Genomic DNA, 17885 nt, shown 5'->3' on the forward strand with positions numbered 1-17885 from the left:
AGCTTGAATCACATCATCGCCAACGACGGAATCCCATGAACCCCAACAAACCCTAGGCCATCAACACGTCGGTAACGAACTTGACGCCGGGATAACCGAGGGTGAGCAGGAGGTAAGCGAGCAAGGCCAGCCGGGCGGCACGACGCCCGCGCACGCCCGTTCGGTTGTGCAGGATCAAGAGGCCAGCGATCACCAGAAACGCCAGCATGGTCAACAGGGTCTTATGCGAGAAGCGCATCAGTTGGCCGCTGGTAACCAGTTCCACCGCCATGCCGGAGAGGATGTCGACCCCAAGCACGATACAGGCGGCCGTCAGCAGACCGATCTGCAGGCGTTCGGAATCCGCGACCGAAGGCAGGATCGCGGTCAGACGGTTCGGCCGCTTCGCCTTCAACGCCCGTTCCTGCAGAAACACAGAGACGCCGGCCACGGCCGCCGCCGTCGCGAACGCGTAGGCTCCGACCGACAGCACGATGTGGGCGAACAGCCACGCACCGACCGGGATCGACACCCGCGCCGAGGCCGGCGCGAGCGTCCAGGCGGTCGCGATCACGCCCAGAATCACGAGATAGCCCAGCATCAGCGGTGCCAGCCGCCAGGCTTCCCGCACGATCAAAGCCAAGCCAGTAAACAGTACCGCGCTGGCCGCGACCGTAACCCATAGGGTCGCGCTCAAGCCCGTGTGCCAGCCGGTCGACAGCTCCACCGCGACGTCCGCCACCGGGCCCAGCACCGCCACGGCAAGCAGACACCAGAACAACAGGTCAGGACGGGCATCGTTCCGACGCAGCGGACGCACGGCGGCCGGCAGCATGGCGATCGTGGCGGCGAGCGAAAGGGTTACGGTGGTCATGACGCAGGCGTTATATCACCTCTTGGCCGGCGCGACAGGGCGCACTAGGCTCCCGTCCGCAGACGCCTTTCCACAAGTGGCGCACCACGCCCTTCTTGCAAGCCGGGAGCCGGCGGACAACCCTTGAGCCAGACGATCGCCCTGGTCGTTGCGGCCGGCCGCGGCAGTCGGCTGGGCGCCGACCGTCCAAAACAATACCTGAACCTGGCCGGCGCACCGATCCTTCGTCACACGCTGCGCGCCCTGGCCGCGCATCCCGGTATCGACGGGGTGCGCGCGGTCATCCATCCGGACGACGGTGAGGCCTACGCCAACGCCGCATCCGGGCTTAATCTGATGGCGCCGGTGCATGGCGGCGCGAGCCGGCAGCAGTCGGTGCTGAACGGACTGGAGAGCCTGGTAGACGCGGGGCCAACGCGCGTGCTGATCCACGATGGCGCCCGCCCGTTCGTCGAAGCTGCGACGATCGACCGCGTGCTCCAGGCGCTCGAAACGCACGCCGGGGCGATCCCGGCCATCGCCGTATCCGATACGCTGAAGCGCACGGCCGCCGACGGGACGATCGCCGAGACGGTGCCACGCGCCGGTCTGTGGCGCGCGCAAACGCCGCAGGGCTTTCGCTACGCCGACATCCTGACGGCCCACCGGGCCGCTCAAGGCGAAGCGGACGCCAGCGACGATGCCGCCGTGCTGGAACGCACCGGTCAAACGGTCGCCCTCGTCCAAGGCAGTCCGGAGAACGTTAAAGTGACCACGCAGGACGATCTGACACGCGCAGAGCGCTGGCTGGCCGGAGCGATGGAAACGCGCGTCGGCCAGGGCTTCGACGTTCACCGCTTCGCCGACACGCCGGGGCCGGTGATGCTGTGCGGCCTCCCGATCGACCACGATGTTGGGCTGGCCGGCCATTCGGACGCGGACGTCGGGCTGCACGTGGTGGTCGACGCGCTGCTGGGCGCACTTGGCGAAGGTGACATCGGGCATCACTTCCCACCCAGCGACCCGACGTGGAAAGGTGCGGATTCCGCGCAGTTCGTAACCCACGCGCTGGAGATTGCCCGCACGCGCGGCGCGCGGCTGGTCCATGTCGACGTCACGCTGATTTGCGAGCGACCCAAGGTCGGCCCGCATCGCGATGCCATGGCCGCGCGGATCGCCGATCTGCTGGAGCTGCCGACCGCACGCGTCTCGGTCAAGGCGACGACGACCGAGGGGCTGGGCTTCACCGGCCGGCGCGAAGGGATCGCCGCGCAGGCCGCGGTCACCGTTCAACTCCCAGAGGAGGCCTAGGCACCGATGGCGGCACCGGCTTCCGACAGACCCGGGCGCTGGTCGCCGCTTGCTCTGTTCGTGACGTTTGCAGGGGCCGGCTACCTGCCGAAGATGCCGGGGACCTGGGGCTCGTTGGCCGCCTTGCCGCCCGGGGCGCTGATCCTGTGGTTGGGCGGCGGCTGGGTGCTCGCGATCGCGGGCCTGCTCGCAATCCTGGCCGGTACCGCCGCGGCGCACGTCTACTATCAGAAGGTCGGCGGCAGCGATCCGCAGGAGATCGTAATTGACGAGGTCGGAGGACAGTGGCTGGCCCTCGCCCCGCTCGCGCTCGACCCGCTGCACTTCCTGGTCGCATTTGCCGCGTTCCGCCTGTTCGATACCCTGAAACCCTGGCCGATCAACGCGCTGGAGCGCCTACCAGGCGGACTTGGCATCATGGCGGACGATGCCGCCGCCGGTCTGGTCGCCGCTGCACTCAGCGCTTCCGGGCTCTATCTCACGGGGCAGTTCTGATGTTTCCCGACGACCTGCGCGCCAAGGCCGAACGCCTGCTCGACGCCTACAGGGACGCCGGCTGGATGCTCGCCACCGCAGAGAGTTGCACGGGTGGGCTGATCGCCGGACTTCTGACCGAGATCCCCGGTTCCTCCGCCGTGGTCGAGCGGGGCTTCGTCACCTACACCAACCAGGCCAAGCAGGACCTGTTGGGCGTGCCGAACGCGACCCTGAGCGACCACGGCGCGGTCAGTGCCCAAGTCGCCCGTGCGATGGCGGAGGGCGCGCTGGCCCGCGCGCCGGTGCAGGCCGTTGTTGCCGTGACCGGGGTGGCAGGGCCCAACGGCGGCACCCCCGGAAAGCCGGTTGGCCGGGTCGAGTTTGCACGCGCGGCCCAGAGCCTGGAGACGCATACCATCCGCAACAACCTGTCCGGTGACCGTGGCCAGATCCGGCTGGCCTGCGTATCGGTCGCCCTTGACCTGTTCCACCGCGCGCTCACCGACGCACGCGCCACCTGACGCGAACGCCCTGCCCCGATGACCGACCCGAACGCCTCCAACGCCCAAGGCCCCACGAACAACGGTCCGGGCCGCCTGCCCCTATCCGTCACCGACCTGTTGCTGATCGTGATCCTGGCGCTGGGCGGCTCGCGTTTGCTGCTGCCAGTGCTGCTGCAGCCACTTGGCATCACGCCAATGGCCGAGGGAGGTCCCGGCACCGGGGTCATCCTGGGGCTGCTGGCGCTGCAGACGGCCTTCCTGTTCGCGGTGATCTATGGTGTCGCCGTCGCCTGGCGTGGGGTCACCTGGGCGGATCTCGGCTTCCGGCCGATCCCGACCCGCTGGGTGTGGCGGGCGATCATGGTCGCGGTTGCCGCCTTCCCGCTGGTCAGCTTCGTCAGCTGGCTGCAGATGCAGATCATGGGGCAGCCGATCCAGAACCCGCAGATGGACTTGCTGAAGCCGGAGCGGTTCGGCTGGGACCTCTACATCGGCATGCTGCTGGTGGCGGGCGTGCTGGCGCCGATGGTCGAGGAACTGGCGTTCCGCGGCCTGCTCTACCGCTGGCTGCGTGAGCGCCTGGGTATCTGGGTCGCCGCTTTCGGCTCGGCGCTCGCCTTTTCGGTGATGCACGGCATTCCGGGCCTGATCCCGGCGATCGCCGTGCTCGGCCTGGTGCTGGCATGGATCTACGAAATCACCGGGACGATCTGGGCGCCGATCATCGTGCACGGCATCTACAACGCGATCGTGACCACGATCCTCTACACCGCCATCAGCCAGGGCGCCCCGCTACCGGGCGCCGGGGGGTAACTCAGGCGCCGCGCCGGGCCGTCCCGCCGGAGCGACCGCGGGCGCCGGAGCGCTGGGCACCGCCGTAGAGTTGATCGGCGCGCGCCTCGAACGCCTTGACCATACGCCGGACGGCTTCGTTGAACAGCGGCTCCATCATCCGCTGCAGGAAGCGGGTGCGGAACTCGAAGTCGACATAGAAGTCGACCAGGCACCCCTTGTCGTGTTCGTAAAACACCCAGGCGTTGTTCAGGTACTTGAACGGCCCTTCAATATAGCGCACGTCGATCCGCTGATCCTCGGGCTGCAGCTTCACCTCGCTGGTGAAGCGCTCGCGGATCATCTTGAAGCCGATCACCAGGTCCGCGACGATCGTGTTGCCGCGCTGCCGGCGGATCCGCGACCCGATACACCACGGCAGGAACTCGGGGTAGCGGTCGACGTCCGCCACCAGGTCGTACATCTGCTGCGGCGTATACGGCAGCGCCCGCTGTTCGGCATGCGTGGGCATGGGGCCTCGCTGGCGTCGACGCGCGGGCGAGCGCCGCGCGGAAGGCGGGTTATTGCGCGGCGGCCTGCTGGGCTTCGCGGGCGGCGCGCAGGCGTTCGAAATCCTCGCCCGCGTGATAGCTGGACCGCGTCAGGGGGGACGCGGAGACCATCAGGAAGCCCTTGTTGAAGGCCCGCTTCTCGTAGGTCTTGAACTCGTCCGGCGGGACGAAGCGGTCGACCGGGTGGTGCTTGCGGGTGGGCTGCAGGTACTGCCCGATCGTCAGGAAATCGACCCGCGCACTGCGCAGATCATCCATCACCTGCAGGATTTCTTCTTTCGTTTCGCCCAGACCGGCCATGATCCCCGACTTGGTGAACATCGTCGGGTCGAGTTCCTTCACCCGGTCCAACAGGCGCAGCGACGCGTAGTAGCGCGCCCCCGGACGCACCGGGATGTAAAGGCGCGGCACCGTCTCCAGATTGTGGTTGAAGACATCCGGCTTGGCCGCGACCACCGTTTCCAGCGCGTTGTCCTTGCGCAGGAAGTCCGGCGTCAGGACCTCGATCGTGGTGCCGGGCGCCTGATGGCGGATCGCGCGGATCACACGGGCGAAATGCTCCGCCCCGCCGTCGTCCAGGTCGTCGCGGTCGACGGAGGTGATTACCACGTGCTGCAGGCCAAGCTGGGCGACCGCGTCGCCGACCCGCGCCGGCTCGAACGGGTCGAGCGCTTCCGGCTTGCCGGTGGAGACATTGCAGAAGCTGCAGGCACGCGTGCAGGTCTCGCCCATGATCATCATGGTCGCGTGACCCTTCGCCCAGCACTCCCCGATATTGGGGCAGCCAGCTTCCTCGCAGACGGTGTGCAGCTTGTTGTTCCGGACGACCTTTTTGGTGTCCTGGTATTCGCGCGAGGTCGGCGCCTTCACACGGATCCAGTCCGGCTTACGCGCAACCGGATTGTCTGGCTTGTGTGCCTTTTCCGGGTGACGGACCTTGCCGCTCAGATCTTTGGTCTTGGCCGCGCGGCTCGGGTCGTTCTCGGTTGCCTGGCGTTCCGCTGTCGTCATGTCGCCCCGTCGACGGTTCGTCCGTCGCTTAGAAGTGGATGGCCCGACCATAGGCGTCAAGCACGCTCTCGTGCATCATCTCCGAGAGCGTGGGGTGCGGGAAGACGGTGTGCATCAGCTCCGTCTCGGTCGTCTCCAGCGTTTGTGCGATCGAATAGCCCTGGATCAGCTCGGTGACCTCTGCGCCAATCAGATGCGCCCCCAGGAGCTCACCGGTGGTCTCGTCGAACACCGTCTTGACCATACCACTGTCCTCGCCCATGGCGAGCGCCTTGCCGTTGCCGCGATACGGGAAGCGGCCGACCTTGACCTTATGGCCCGCGTCCTTGGCCGCCTGCTCGCTAAGCCCCACGGAAGCGACCTGTGGGCTGCAATAGGTGCACGCCGGGATGCGTTTGATATCCAGCGGGTGGACATCGCTCAGACCCGCGATCTTCTCCACGCAGATCACACCCTCGTGGCTCGCCTTGTGCGCCAGCCAGGGCGGACCGGCCGCATCGCCGATGGCGTAGACGCCGGGTTCTCCGGTGCGCATCCATTCGTCGGTCTGGATGTGCGACTTCTCGACCTGAACCTTGGTGCCTTCCAGGCCCAGGTTCTCGGTGTTGGCGACGATGCCGACCGACAGGATGACCTTGTCGACCTCGATCTGCTGGGTCTTACCATCCTTGGTCTTGAGCGTCGCGGTGGCGCCGTTCTTGGTTTTGTCGACCTTCTCGACGTTCGCCTCGGTGTGGATCTTGATGCCCTTTTTGTCGAAGGTCTTGCGCGCGAAGTCGGAAATCTCGCGGTCCTCGGCGGGCAGAATACGGTCGACCACCTCGGCCACCGTCACCTCGACGCCCATGTCGTGGTAGAAGGAGGCGAACTCCATGCCGATGGCGCCGGAGCCGATCACCAGGATCTTCTTCGGCATCTCCTTGGGCACCATGGCTTCCTTGTAGGTCCAGACGCTCTCGCCGTCCGCCTCGATATGCGGCAGCGTGCGCGCCCGCGCACCGGGCGCCAGGATGATGTGCTTGGCCTGGACGTCCTGCACCTTCTTGCCGTCCTTCTCGACCGTGAGCTTGCCCTGCCCGGCCAGCTTGGCGTGGCCGTCGATCACCGTGACCTTGTTCTTCTTCAGGAGATGGGTCACGCCCTGGGTCAGCTTCTTGGCCGTATCCCGGCTGTGCTTGACCACCTTGGCAACGTCGAAGGAGACGTTGTCGGCCTTGAAGCCGAACTGATCGAGCGAATGCAGCAGATGATTGATCTGGGCGGTGTGCAGCAACGCCTTGGTCGGGATGCAGCCCCAGTTGAGGCAGATGCCGCCCAGGTGCTCGCGCTCCACCACGCAGGTCTTGAAGCCCAGCTGGCTGGCGCGGATCGCGGCGACGTAACCGCCGGGCCCGCCGCCGACGACGGCGATGTCGAAGCTGTTCTCGGCCATGGGATCCGCTCTGTCCTAACCGTTCGTGTTGTCGTGCCAGATACTGCCTACGGAGCACGCCCTAGAGCAGCATGCTCATCGGGTCTTCCAGCAGTTTCTGCAGTTCGCTAAGGAAGTTGGCGCCGATCGCGCCATCCACCACCCGGTGATCGACCGACAGGGTGCAGGACATCATGGTCGCCACCGACAGCGCGCCGTCCTTGACCACCGGGCGCTGCTCGGACTTGCCGACCGCCAGGATACAGGCCTGCGGCGGGTTGATGATCGCCTGGAAGTTGGTGATCCCGAACATGCCCAAGTTGGACAGCGAGAAGGTACCACCCTGGTACTCCTCGGGCTTCAGCTTGCCGTCGCGGGCGCGCTTGGCGAGATCCTTCATCTCCGTGGAGATGGTCGCCAGGCCCTTGGTCTCCGCCTGCTTGATCACCGGGGTGATTAGGCCGCCCTCGATCGCCACCGCGACCGAGATATCGGCATGCTCGAAAAACAGCGCGCTGGCGCCGTTAAAGGCCGCGTTCGCCTGCGGCACCTTCTTGAGCGCCAGAGCGCAGGCCCGGATGATGAAATCGTTGACCGACAGCTTGTAGTCCTCGCCACGCGCCTGGGCCCGATCGTTCAGCTCCTTGCGGACCTTGAACACCGCGTCCATCTCGACGTCGACCGACAGGTAGAAGTGCGGGACGGTCTGCTTGGACTCGCTCAGGCGCTTGGCGATCGTCTTGCGCATGTTGTTGAGCGGGACTTCCTCGTAGGCCATGCCGAGGGAGTCGGCGGAGGCCTTGGCGTCCACGCCCTGCGCGGGGGCCGACTGCTGCGGCGCCGGCTGTTGCTTCTGCGCCTGCGGCTGGGCGGCCGGCTGCTGCGCCGGGGCGCCACGCTCGATCGCCTGCTCGACGTCGGCCCGCACGATCCGGCCGTGCGGGCCGGTGCCCTTCAGGCTGGCCAGATCGAGGCCCGCCTGCTTCGCCATCCGCCGGGCGAGCGGCGAGGCGAACACCCGGTTGCCGGACGCATCCTTCGGCGCCGGCGGTGCCGGTGGCGCGTTCTCCAGACTGGCCTGGGTGCCGGGCGCGGACGACGCCTGCTGCGGCGCGGGTGCGCTGCTCCCCTCCGATGCATCCGGCTGCGTATCCGAACCGCCATCATCTCCGGCTGGGGCAGCCGGCGGTTCGGGCGCCTTGTCGAGGTCGGCCTCGCTCTCGCCCTCTTGCAGCAGGATCGCGATCGCCTGGTTCACCGGCACGCCCTCGGTGCCTTCCTCGACCAGGATCTTGCCGACCGTGCCTTCGTCGACCGCTTCGACCTCCATGGTCGCCTTGTCGGTCTCGATCTCCGCCACGACGTCGCCGCTGGAGACGGTGTCGCCCGGCTTGACGTGCCACTTGGCCAGGTTGCCCTCGGTCATGGTCGGCGACAGCGCCGGCATGAGGATGTTGACGGGCATTGTTGACGGCTCCCCTTGTGTCGGCCGCGCGAACGGTGTCAGGCGCCATGACGTGGCGTGCGCGGCGTCTTGTCCCCTGGCTCCCCGATAGGCCGCGCGGACCTATCGTTGGGGCGAAACGGTTAGGCGCGGTAGCAGACCTGCCGGGCGGCCTGGAACACTTCTTCCGGACCCGGGATGGCCAGCTTTTCCAGGTTAGCCGCGTAGGGCTGCGGCACGTCCTTGGCGCAAACGCGCGTGACCGGCGCGTCCAGGTAATCGAACGCGTATTCCATGCACAGCGCCGCGATCTCAGAGCCGATCCCCGCGAACGGCCAGCCTTCCTCGCAAGAGACCACGCGGTTCGTCTTCTTCACGCTGGCAACCACCGTGTCGACATCGAACGGACGGATCGAGCGCAGGTCGACGACCTCGGCCTCGATGCCCTCCTCCTGGCTCAGCCGCTCCGCGGCTTCCAGCGCGCGGTGAACCATCATCGAGTGCGCCACCAACGTCACGTCCGTACCCTGCCGGCGCACACAGGCCTTGCCGATCGGCACGGTCCAATCGTCGGTGTCCGGGATTTCGAAGCTGTGGCCGTAAAGCAGCTCGTTTTCCAGGATCAGCACCGGGTTGGGATCGCGGATGGCGCTCTTCAGCAGGCCCTTGAAGTCCGCGCCGTGATAGGGCGAGACGACCTTCAGCCCGGGCACGTGGGCATACCAGCTCGCGTATTCCTGGCTGTGCTGCGCGGCGACGCGGCTGGCCGGACCGTTCGGGCCGCGGAAGACGATCGGGCAGTTGATCTGACCGCCCGACATATAGAGCTTCTTGCCAGCGGAGTTGATGATCTGGTCGATCGCCTGCATGGCGAAGTTCCAGGTCATGAAGTCAACGATCGGCCGCAGACCGTAGAACGCCGCGCCGATGCCAAGACCGGTGAAACCATGCTCCGTAATCGGCGTGTCGACCACGCGCCGGCGACCGAACTCCTTGAGCATGCCAACCGTGACCTTGTAGGCGCCCTCGTAGTCGGCAACCTCCTCGCCCATCAGGAAGACGCGGTCGTCGCTGCGCATCTCCTCGGCCATGGCGTCACGGATCGACTCGCGCACCGTCTCGGTCTTGGTCGGACCGGTCCACTCCGGCTCCTCCGGCTGCTTCGCCGGGAAAGAGGTCCGCGGCTCTTCGGCCACGGTCGGCGGCATCTTCACATTACCCTCGGCATCATACATCGCCTTATCGACCTGCTCGCCCGCGGGCGGGGCAGCCGCAGGCGCAGGGCTCGGCGCCGTCGCAACGCCGTCGTCTGCGGATTGCTCCTCTTGTGCGGCCCCATCGCCGCCGCCAGTTCCGCCGGTCGACGGCTGCACCTTGTCCAGGTCGGCCTCACTCTCACCCTCGGCGAGCAATAAGGCGATCGCCTGGTTCACCGGCACACTCTCGGTCCCTTCCGGCACCAGGATGCGGCCGAGCGTTCCCTCGTCGACCGCTTCGACCTCCATGGTCGCCTTGTCGGTCTCGATTTCGGCGATGACGTCGCCATTGGCGACCGGGTCGCCCTCCTTTTTATGCCATTTTGCGAGGTTCCCCTCGGTCATCGTCGGCGAGAGCGCCGGCATCAGCACTTCGATGGGCATCCACCCCTCCCAGAGAGCAGAGCGGTTCTTGCTTGACCCCCGGCCCGGCCGCGGCGCGCCTCGGCGCGCATTTTCGCGGTCGATGCAAGCGGCACGGTCCGGGGCATTTGGCAGCCGATACGGGGTTGCGGGGTACCGACCCGATGGGTCGATCGCGCAACGGCCCTAGAGATCGGTTCAGGCTTCGAGCACGACGTTGGTGTAGAGCTCGCTCGGGTCGGGCTCGGGACTGTTCTGCGCGAACTCCGCAGCCTCCGAGACCAAGTCCTTGATCTCGCGGTCGATCTGCTTGAGTTCGCCTTCCGTGACGCCGGCGTGCTGCTCCATCACCTCGCGCAGGCGCAGCAGCGGGTCCTGTTCGGTGCGCATCTTCTGCACCTCTTCCTTGGACCGGTACTTTGCCGGGTCGGACATGGAGTGCCCACGGTAGCGATAGGTCAGCATCTCCAGGATGTACGGCCCCTTGCCCGAACGCACGTGCTCGACCGCGCGCTGCGCGCTCTCCATGACGGACAGGACGTGCATGCCATCGACCTGCTCGCCCGGGATGCCGTACGCCTCGCCGCGCTGGTACAGTTCCGTGGTTGCCGAGGCGCGCTCGACGCTGGTGCCCATGCCGTATTTGTTGTTCTCGATCACATACAGCACCGGCAAGTGCCAAAGCGCAGCCATGTTGAAGGATTCGTAAACCTGCCCCTGGTTGATCGCGCCATCACCCAGGTAGGTCGGGCAGACCTTTTCCTCGCCACGGTACTTGATCGCGAAGCCAATGCCGGTGCCAACCGGAACCTGAGCGCCAACGATGCCGTGCCCACCGTAGAACGACTTGTCTACGCTGAACATGTGCATCGAACCGCCCTTGCCCTTGGAATAGCCACCGGAACGGCCCGTCAGCTCAGCCATCACCCCGCGCGCTTCCATGCCGGAGGCGAGCATATGGCCGTGACAGCGATAGGAGGCGACCACCGGATCGTCGTCGTTGGTGACGGCCTTCATGCCGACCACGACAGCTTCCTGCCCGATGTACAGGTGACAGAAACCGCCGATCAGTCCCATGCCGTAGAGCTGCCCCGCCTTCTCCTCGAACCGGCGAATCAGCAGCATATCGCGGTAAAGCTGCAGCAAGCGGTCCTTGGAAAAACCATGGGTCGGGTCCTGAGCGGCCGACCGCCTGGGGCTGCTGCGGGTCTTCGATTTCGTGGCAGTCGAGCTACTGCTGGCCGCCGTCTTGCGCGCGCCGCTGGTGCCGGCGCTGGAGGTGCTGCCCTTCTTACTGGCCATACCTACCCCTGTTGATCGACCGCGCTCTGAACCGGCGCTGTGCGTGGCTTAGCGCCCACTTGGGCGTTAACGTCGCAGGTAGCCTAGGCGCAACCGCCCCCGAACGCAAGGCGCACCGACAAGCACATGATCACCATTAACACACTGAATAAGAAAGATAATTTGCAGATAACTCGTTATTAGTTAAATGCTACAATCACACGCATAGCCACCCAACGTGAAAGCACCTCCATTCTCGCTGCAATGCACCAACAAGGAGCGCGCGAACCTTCGCGGCGCAGCATCGCGTTCTAGGCTTTAACGGAAAAACAACAGGTGCCGCGCGCCCGATCGCGACGCGCCGACTTGGCTAACGGCGAATGTCTTCGATCCGCCCATCCGGACCGGTCATCACAATGACCTCGTCCTCGCGTGTGAAGTTGAGCACCTCGCGCGCGCGCTCTTCCAGCATGTCGGGGTCAAGGCTATCCGGGCGCAGAAGCTTGACCTTCTGCTCGAGCTCGCCGCGCTGCGCATCCAGCTCCTGATCCACCGCCTTTGCCTGCTCAAGCTGCTGCTGCAACTGCACATAAGCCAGCAAGCCGCGCTCGCCCTGCACGGCGTGATAGGCAAAATACCCCGCGATACAGGCGAACAAGACCTGCGGGGCGATCTGGCGCGCGCGCCGACGGATTTCACGGACCATGGCCATGGCTTCAGCGAATCACGTACCCTCTCGTCCGTCAACGGAAAGAATCAGGGATTCCAGAAATTTGGACCCGATTCCTTAATGTTCTGGTTTTGGACACGGGGGAACGGTGCAATGCATGCTCTGACCGGAAAACAATCTCACCCCGGCAAGCACCATCCGTTCGGGAAAGCTTGTTGATACGCCTCCGAGGCGCCCGGCTGCGCCGGGCGCCTCGGAACAAAGCTGAGGCCAGTACAATCACCTCATGCCGAGGGCGGCCTACAAAAAGACCGCGTCTCGAAAGCGTCCAGAGGCTGAGCTGAAAACGACCGCACCAACACCGATCAATAGAGGATGCGTCTCGCCAGCCGGCCTCGCTACTGCTTCAACACGCCCCGACCGGCGAAGTGAGCGGCCAGATCGAGGTCTTCCTCGATGCGCAGCAGGCGGTTGTACTTCGCCGTCCGGTCGGAACGCGACAGCGAGCCGGTCTTGATCAGCCCGCAGTTGGTCGCAACCGCAAGGTCGGCGATGGTTGCGTCCTCGGTTTCGCCAGAGCGATGGGACATCACGGCCGTGAAGCCGTTCTTGTGCGCGAGTTCGACGGCCTCCAGCGTCTCGGTCAGGGTGCCGATCTGGTTCACCTTGACCAGGATCGAATTGGCGATGTCGTCGCGCACACCGCGAGCGAGGCGTTCGGTGTTGGTGACGAACAGGTCGTCGCCCACGAGCTGCACCTTGTGGCCGATCCGCTTGGTGAGCGCGGCCCAGCCATCCCAGTCATCCTCGGCCATGCCGTCCTCGATCGAGACGATCGGATGGGCCTCGCACAGGTCCGCCAGGAAGTCGGCGAACTGGGCGCTGTCGAGGGTCTTGCCCTCGCCTTCCAGAACGTACTTGCCATCCTTGAAAAACTCGCTGGCCGCACAGTCGAGCGCGAGCACAACGTCGCTGCCGGGCTGGTAGCCCGCGTCCTGGATCGCGCCGGTAATGTGCTCGAGCGCCTCGTTGGTGCTCTTCACCGCCGGGGCGAAGCCGCCCTCGTCGCCGACGTTGGTGTTGTGACCGTTCTTCTTCAGCCGGGCCTTGAGCGCGTGGAACACCTCGGCGCCGCAGCGCAGCGCCTCGGCAAAGGTGTCCTGGCCGACCGGCATGATCATGAATTCCTGGAAGTCGAGCGCGTTGTCCGCATGCTCGCCGCCATTGACGATGTTCATCATCGGCGTGGGCAACGTGCGCGCGGCCGCACCACCGACGTAGCGGTAAAGCTCTAGCCCGGCTTCCTCCGCCGACGCCTTCGCCGCAGCCAGCGAGACGCCGAGGATCGCGTTCGCGCCCAGGCGGTCCTTGTTCGGCGTCCCGTCGAGCGCGATCAGCGTACGGTCGAGCTTCACCTGATCGCCCGCCTCGAAGCCCTGCAGCGTGTCCTGGATCTCGTGGTTCACCGAGGCGACAGCTTCCTGCACGCCCTTGCCCAGATAGCGGCTTTTGTCGCCATCGCGCCGCTCGACCGCCTCATGCTGGCCAGTCGACGCGCCCGAGGGCACCGCTGCGCGCCCGAACGCGCCGCTTTCCAGCAGGACGTCGACCTCGACCGTGGGGTTGCCGCGGCTATCCAGGATTTCCCGGCCGCGAATCTCAACGATGGCGCTCATAGCTGCCCCTCTCTGGTTACGTGGCGAAATGGTGAGCCTGGCCGACACGCCGAGCCGACCGACAGGCATCCGCTTCGGGGGATACGGTTTTTGTGATTGGCAGACAAGCCACCACGCGCGCCTATTCCGGGCCCGTAGATCGCCAGGTCACCGAGGTTAGAGCAGACACTCAGGGCAAATGGACCGGATCCGCCTTGGTGATCTCGTCCAGCGCCTTCAGCGTCCGCAGCACGCCCGGGACGGCGCCCAGCGGCACCATGTTCGGGCCGTCGGAGGGGGCATTCCCCGGGTCCTCGTGGGTTTCCATGAACACCCCGGCCACACCGACTGCGACGGCGGCACGCGCCAGCACCGGCACGAACTCCCGCTGGCCGCCGCTGGTGGTCCCCTGCCCGCCCGGTTGCTGGACGGAGTGGGTGGCATCGTACACCACCGGGCAGCCGGTCCGCGCGGCCATGATCGGCAAACCACGCATGTCGGAAACCAGCGTGTTATAGCCGAACGAGACCCCCCGCTCGGTCAGCAGGCACTGCGCATTGCCGCCTTCCGCCAGCTTGGCTGGGATGTTGTCGGCATCCCACGGGGCCATGAACTGCCCCTTCTTGACGTTGACCGGCTTGCCGGTGGCCGCGGCGGCGAGCAGCAGGTCGGTCTGACGGCACAGGAAGGCCGGAATCTGCAGCACATCGACGACCTCCGCCGCCGAAGCGCACTGTCCCGGCTCGTGCACATCGGTCAGGACCGGCAGGCCGACCTCCCGTTTCACCGCATCCAGAATTTCCAGCCCGGCTTCCAGGCCGACGCCGCGGTAGCTCTTGGCGGAGGAGCGGTTCGCCTTGTCGAAGGACGACTTATAAACCAGCCCGAGACCCAACTCTTCCGCGATCCCGCGCAGCCGCTCGGCGGTCTTCAGCGCGTGATCACGGTCCTGGATCGCGCAAGGCCCCATGATCAGGGCCAGCGGCCGGTCGTTCGCGAACGTAACGCCGCCGATCCGGACCTGGCGGGTTTGCGGGCGCGGCTCGGTCATGGCGGGCGGGTCCTGTGCTTAAGGCTGCCGTTACATCAAGCGCGACTGCTCGACGGCGGCGTGGATGAAGGACGTGAACAGCGGGTGCGGGTCGAACGGCTTGGACTTCAGCTCCGGGTGGAACTGCACGCCCAGGTACCAGGGGTGCGAGGGTACCTCGACAGTCTCCGGCAGCTCGCCGTCGGGGCTCATGCCGGCAAAGTGCAGGCCAGCCTTCTCCAGCACCTCGCGGTAGTTGACGTTGACCTCGTAGCGGTGGCGGTGACGCTCGCTGATCTCGACCGCATCGTAAATCTGGGCGATCCGGCTACCTTGCGCCAAGTGGGCGGTGTAGGCGCCCAGGCGCATCGTGCCGCCCTTGTCGCTGGCGCTGTCGCGGCGCTCGACCGTGTTGCCGCGCGTCCATTCGGTCAGCAAGCCAACCACCGGATCGTCGCACGGACCGAATTCGGTCGTTCCGGCGCCCGCGATACCCGCCAAGTTCCGGGCCGCCTCGATCACCGCCATCTGCATGCCGAAGCAAATCCCGAAGTAAGGGACCTGCCGCTCGCGCGCGAAGTTGGCGGCGGCGATCTTGCCTTCCGCACCCCGCTCGCCGAAGCCGCCGGGCACCAGGATGCCGTGCACATCCTCCAAATAGGCGGGCGCGTCCTCGCGCTCGAACAATTCGGCGTCGAGCCACTTCACCTTGACCCGGACGTTGTTGGCGATGCCGCCGTGGGTCAGGGCCTCGGCCAGCGACTTGTAGCTGTCGAGCAGGCTGGTGTACTTGCCGACCACACCGATCGTGACTTCGCCGTCGGGATGGCGCACCCGCTCCATCACCCGGTCCCAGGTCGACAGGTCGGGCGCCGGCGGCTCCATCTGGAAGTGCCGGCAGACCTCGTCGTCCAGCCCTTCGGCGTGGTAGCTGCGCGGGACGGCGTAGATGCTGTCCACATCCAGCGCCTGCACCACCGCTTCCTCGCGGATGTTGCAGAAAAGCGCCATCTTGCGCCGCGCGTCGCGGTCGATCGGCTGCTCGGCGCGGCAGACGATCATATCCGGCTGAATGCCGACCCCCAGCAGTTCCTTGACGGAGTGCTGGGTCGGCTTGGTCTTCAGCTCGCCGGCACTGGCGATGTAAGGCACCAAGGTCAGGTGAACGAACAGGCTGCGCTGCCGGCCCAACTCGTTGCCGAGCTGGCGGATCGCTTCGAGGAACGGCAAGCCCTCGATGTCGCCGACCGTGCCGCCGATCTCGCAGATCACGAAGTCCTCGTCGCCGACGTCGGCGTGGACGAACTCCTTGATCGCATCGGTGACGTGGGGAATGACCTGGACCGTGGCGCCCAGATAGTCACCGCGCCGCTCACGGGAGAGCACCTTCCAGTAGATCTGGCCGGTCGTGACGTTGTCACTCGTGCGCGACGGCACGCCGGTGAAGCGCTCGTAGTGCCCCAGGTCGAGGTCCGTCTCCGCCCCGTCGTCGGTGACGTAGACCTCACCGTGCTGATACGGGCTCATCGTGCCCGGATCGACGTTCAGGTAGGGGTCGAGCTTACGCAGCCGCACCTTGTAGCCACGCGACTGCAGCAGTGCGCCGAGCGCGGCCGAACACAACCCTTTGCCAAGCGACGAAACCACGCCGCCCGTGATGAAAATGAAACGCGTCATGAGCCGCTACACTATGGGCACTAGGGCGGGGGCGGCAAGCGCGGACGCAGGCCGCCGCCACCCGAACGAATGAAAGGCTAAGCGGCCTGCGCGCGGGCGCATCGCAGGCCGCCGTTTTTCGCGTCGCGGCAGCCGGCGCTACTGAACCGGCACCTGTGGCTCGCCGTCGCCGGACCCGCTATCGCCGCCGCTGGGGACGTTAGCGCCCGAGTCGCCCGGGTCCGTGGCTCCGGCACCGCTGTCCGAACCGGTCGACGGTGGGGTCTGCTGTTCGCTGGCCGGCACCTGATCCAGGATCGAGTCCGTCTGTGTGCCGCTCGAGGCGAAGATCGTCAGCAGAATCGAAGTGGCCATAAACCCCGCCGCGAGCACCGCGGTGGTCCGGGTCAGGGCGTTGGCCGTGCCACGCCCGCCCAGGAAGCCCTGCAGGCCGGCGCCGCCACCGCCGGCACCGCCGCCGCCGATGCCCAGGCCGCCGCCCTCGCTTGGCTGCAGCAGAACGAGGATCACGAGCGCGATCGCGATCAGCAGGTGAATGACGAGGAGAACCGTTGTCATGACGTCCGCGTTCTTCGGTGTCTGTAGAATCCGCGCGATACCCGCGCCTTAGGAACTGCTGCCGGTCGGCAACAGTTCGGCGCCAAGCATACGTCGGTCGTCGTTGGCGCGCAGGTCTAAAGCCTTCCGCGCCAGTTTTCCAGAGCGGGTTTTGCCCCAGGCCTATGAACGTGCCGCAAAGCAGCACGCCACACCGCACGTCGGTGGGTTAGCCCGCAGCTTTACCGATTTCCCAGAAATCATCCGCCTTCAAGCTCGCGCCGCCGACCAGGGCGCCGTCGACGTTCTCCGTCGCCATCAGCTCCCCCGCGTTGGCCGGCTTGACAGAGCCGCCGTAAAGGATGCGCACCTGCGCGCCCGCCGTATCGCCATAGGCTTTCTTTAGTTGCGCGCGCACATGGGCATGGGCTTCGCGGACATCCTCCGCGGTGGCCGTGCGACCGGTGCCAATCGCCCAGACCGGTTCGTAGGCAACCACCAACTCGCCCTCGCCCGCTGCAGGCAGCGATCCTTCGAGCTGGCGGGTCAACACGTCCATCGCCTTGCCGGCGTCGCGTTCTTCCTGGGTCTCGCCGATGCACAGGATCGGGGTGATGCCGTGGGCGCGTGCCGCCTCCGCCTTGGCCTGGACCAGTTCATCGCTTTCCTTGTGGTCCTGCCGGCGCTCCGAATGGCCGACGATGACGTGGCTGCAGCACAAGTCGTCCAGCATCCCTGGCGCAACATCGCCGGTGTGGGCGCCCTTCTCCTCGAAATGGCAGTCCTGGGCACCCAGCTTGACCGGACTTCCGGACAGCTGCTCGGCCACCAAGTGCAGCAGGGTGAAAGGTGGGCAGACCAGCCAGTCCACATCCGGCGCCTCGCTGCCCCGGGCGCGCTCGGCAAGTGTCTTGGCGAGCGCCGTGCCGTCCGCGCGCTGGCCGTTCATCTTCCAGTTGCCGGCGATCAGCTTGCGCATCGCCCTCTCCCATCCCTGTCGCTGTGTCGAGGCGTCCGAAAAACCGCCGCGTCTGTTAGCACAGCTTTCCCAGGGCAGACCAGCGCACCACCATCGTGCTTGGCC

General features: G+C 66.2%; 17 protein-coding genes. 4 read left to right on the forward strand and 13 right to left on the reverse strand.

What is annotated here, in order from left to right:
• Nucleotides 1-52: 52 nt before the first annotated feature.
• Complete coding sequence (ccsA, locus tag RHOSA_RS0112620) at nt 53-853, reverse strand: cytochrome c biogenesis protein CcsA (protein ID WP_027288952.1); 801 nt, start codon at nt 851-853, stop codon at nt 53-55.
• Between the two features lie 123 nt (nt 854-976).
• On the opposite strand from ccsA, the gene RHOSA_RS0112625 reads away from it, so the two are divergent.
• Genes RHOSA_RS0112625 through RHOSA_RS0112640 form a run of 4 tightly spaced genes read left to right on the forward strand, consistent with a single transcriptional unit; the run spans nt 977 to nt 3936 of the window.
• Complete coding sequence (locus RHOSA_RS0112625) at nt 977-2143, forward strand: bifunctional 2-C-methyl-D-erythritol 4-phosphate cytidylyltransferase/2-C-methyl-D-erythritol 2,4-cyclodiphosphate synthase (RefSeq protein ID WP_027288953.1); 1167 nt, start codon at nt 977-979, stop codon at nt 2141-2143.
• Between the two features lie 6 nt (nt 2144-2149).
• Complete coding sequence (locus RHOSA_RS22305) at nt 2150-2638, forward strand: phosphatidylglycerophosphatase A family protein (RefSeq protein ID WP_051432114.1); 489 nt, start codon at nt 2150-2152, stop codon at nt 2636-2638.
• Nucleotides 2638-3141, forward strand: a complete 504-nt coding sequence (locus tag RHOSA_RS0112635) for a CinA family protein (protein WP_027288954.1) — start codon at nt 2638-2640, stop codon at nt 3139-3141. Before RHOSA_RS22305 ends, RHOSA_RS0112635 begins: the two co-directional genes overlap by 1 nt.
• 18 nt (nt 3142-3159) lie before the next feature.
• A complete protein-coding gene (locus RHOSA_RS0112640) occupies nt 3160-3936 on the forward strand; it encodes a CPBP family intramembrane glutamic endopeptidase (protein WP_027288955.1) in 777 nt (258 codons plus the stop codon).
• A 1-nt stretch (nt 3937) separates the two neighbouring features.
• Here the strand turns inward: RHOSA_RS0112640 and RHOSA_RS0112645 are convergent, their stop codons facing one another.
• The 12 genes from RHOSA_RS0112645 to tpiA all read right to left on the reverse strand — a co-directional run bounded on the left by RHOSA_RS0112645 (nt 3938) and on the right by tpiA (nt 17780).
• Nucleotides 3938-4426 carry a type II toxin-antitoxin system RatA family toxin gene (locus tag RHOSA_RS0112645; protein ID WP_027288956.1) on the reverse strand — a complete coding sequence of 163 codons (489 nt, stop codon included), beginning with the start codon at nt 4424-4426 and terminating at the stop codon, nt 3938-3940.
• A gap of 49 nt (nt 4427-4475) precedes the next feature.
• Nucleotides 4476-5477: a lipoyl synthase gene (lipA, locus tag RHOSA_RS0112650; protein ID WP_051432115.1), complete on the reverse strand. Its 1002-nt coding sequence runs from the start codon at nt 5475-5477 to the stop codon at nt 4476-4478.
• A 28-nt stretch (nt 5478-5505) separates the two neighbouring features.
• The gene (lpdA, locus tag RHOSA_RS0112655; RefSeq protein WP_027288958.1) at nt 5506-6909 is read right to left on the reverse strand and encodes a dihydrolipoyl dehydrogenase; all 1404 of its coding nucleotides are present in this window, start codon (nt 6907-6909) and stop codon (nt 5506-5508) included.
• Between the two features lie 61 nt (nt 6910-6970).
• Nucleotides 6971-8353 carry a pyruvate dehydrogenase complex dihydrolipoamide acetyltransferase gene (locus RHOSA_RS0112660; RefSeq protein WP_027288959.1) on the reverse strand — a complete coding sequence of 461 codons (1383 nt, stop codon included), beginning with the start codon at nt 8351-8353 and terminating at the stop codon, nt 6971-6973.
• 122 nt (nt 8354-8475) lie between these two features.
• Nucleotides 8476-9972 (reverse strand): pyruvate dehydrogenase complex E1 component subunit beta, encoded by a 1497-nt coding sequence (locus RHOSA_RS0112665; protein ID WP_027288960.1) that lies wholly within the window; start codon nt 9970-9972, stop codon nt 8476-8478.
• A gap of 177 nt (nt 9973-10149) precedes the next feature.
• The gene (pdhA, locus tag RHOSA_RS0112670) at nt 10150-11253 is read right to left on the reverse strand and encodes a pyruvate dehydrogenase (acetyl-transferring) E1 component subunit alpha (protein WP_027288961.1); all 1104 of its coding nucleotides are present in this window, start codon (nt 11251-11253) and stop codon (nt 10150-10152) included.
• A gap of 349 nt (nt 11254-11602) precedes the next feature.
• The gene (locus RHOSA_RS22310; RefSeq protein ID WP_081728944.1) at nt 11603-11938 is read right to left on the reverse strand and encodes an FtsB family cell division protein; all 336 of its coding nucleotides are present in this window, start codon (nt 11936-11938) and stop codon (nt 11603-11605) included.
• Nucleotides 11939-12300: 362 nt separating this feature from the next.
• Nucleotides 12301-13578: a phosphopyruvate hydratase gene (gene eno, locus RHOSA_RS0112680; RefSeq protein WP_027288963.1), complete on the reverse strand. Its 1278-nt coding sequence runs from the start codon at nt 13576-13578 to the stop codon at nt 12301-12303.
• Between the two features lie 169 nt (nt 13579-13747).
• Entirely contained in the window at nt 13748-14608 is an 861-nt protein-coding gene (gene kdsA, locus RHOSA_RS0112685) for a 3-deoxy-8-phosphooctulonate synthase (RefSeq protein ID WP_027288964.1), read from the reverse strand.
• A gap of 30 nt (nt 14609-14638) precedes the next feature.
• Nucleotides 14639-16264: a CTP synthase gene (gene pyrG / locus RHOSA_RS0112690; protein ID WP_027288965.1), complete on the reverse strand. Its 1626-nt coding sequence runs from the start codon at nt 16262-16264 to the stop codon at nt 14639-14641.
• A gap of 138 nt (nt 16265-16402) precedes the next feature.
• Entirely contained in the window at nt 16403-16822 is a 420-nt protein-coding gene (gene secG / locus RHOSA_RS0112695; RefSeq protein WP_027288966.1) for a preprotein translocase subunit SecG, read from the reverse strand.
• A 208-nt stretch (nt 16823-17030) separates the two neighbouring features.
• Nucleotides 17031-17780 (reverse strand): triose-phosphate isomerase, encoded by a 750-nt coding sequence (gene tpiA / locus RHOSA_RS0112700; RefSeq protein ID WP_027288967.1) that lies wholly within the window; start codon nt 17778-17780, stop codon nt 17031-17033.
• Between the last annotated feature and the right edge of the window lie 105 nt (nt 17781-17885).

The sequence above is a fragment of the Rhodovibrio salinarum DSM 9154 genome (genome assembly GCF_000515255.1).
Taxonomy (GTDB): domain Bacteria; phylum Pseudomonadota; class Alphaproteobacteria; order Kiloniellales; family Rhodovibrionaceae; genus Rhodovibrio; species Rhodovibrio salinarum.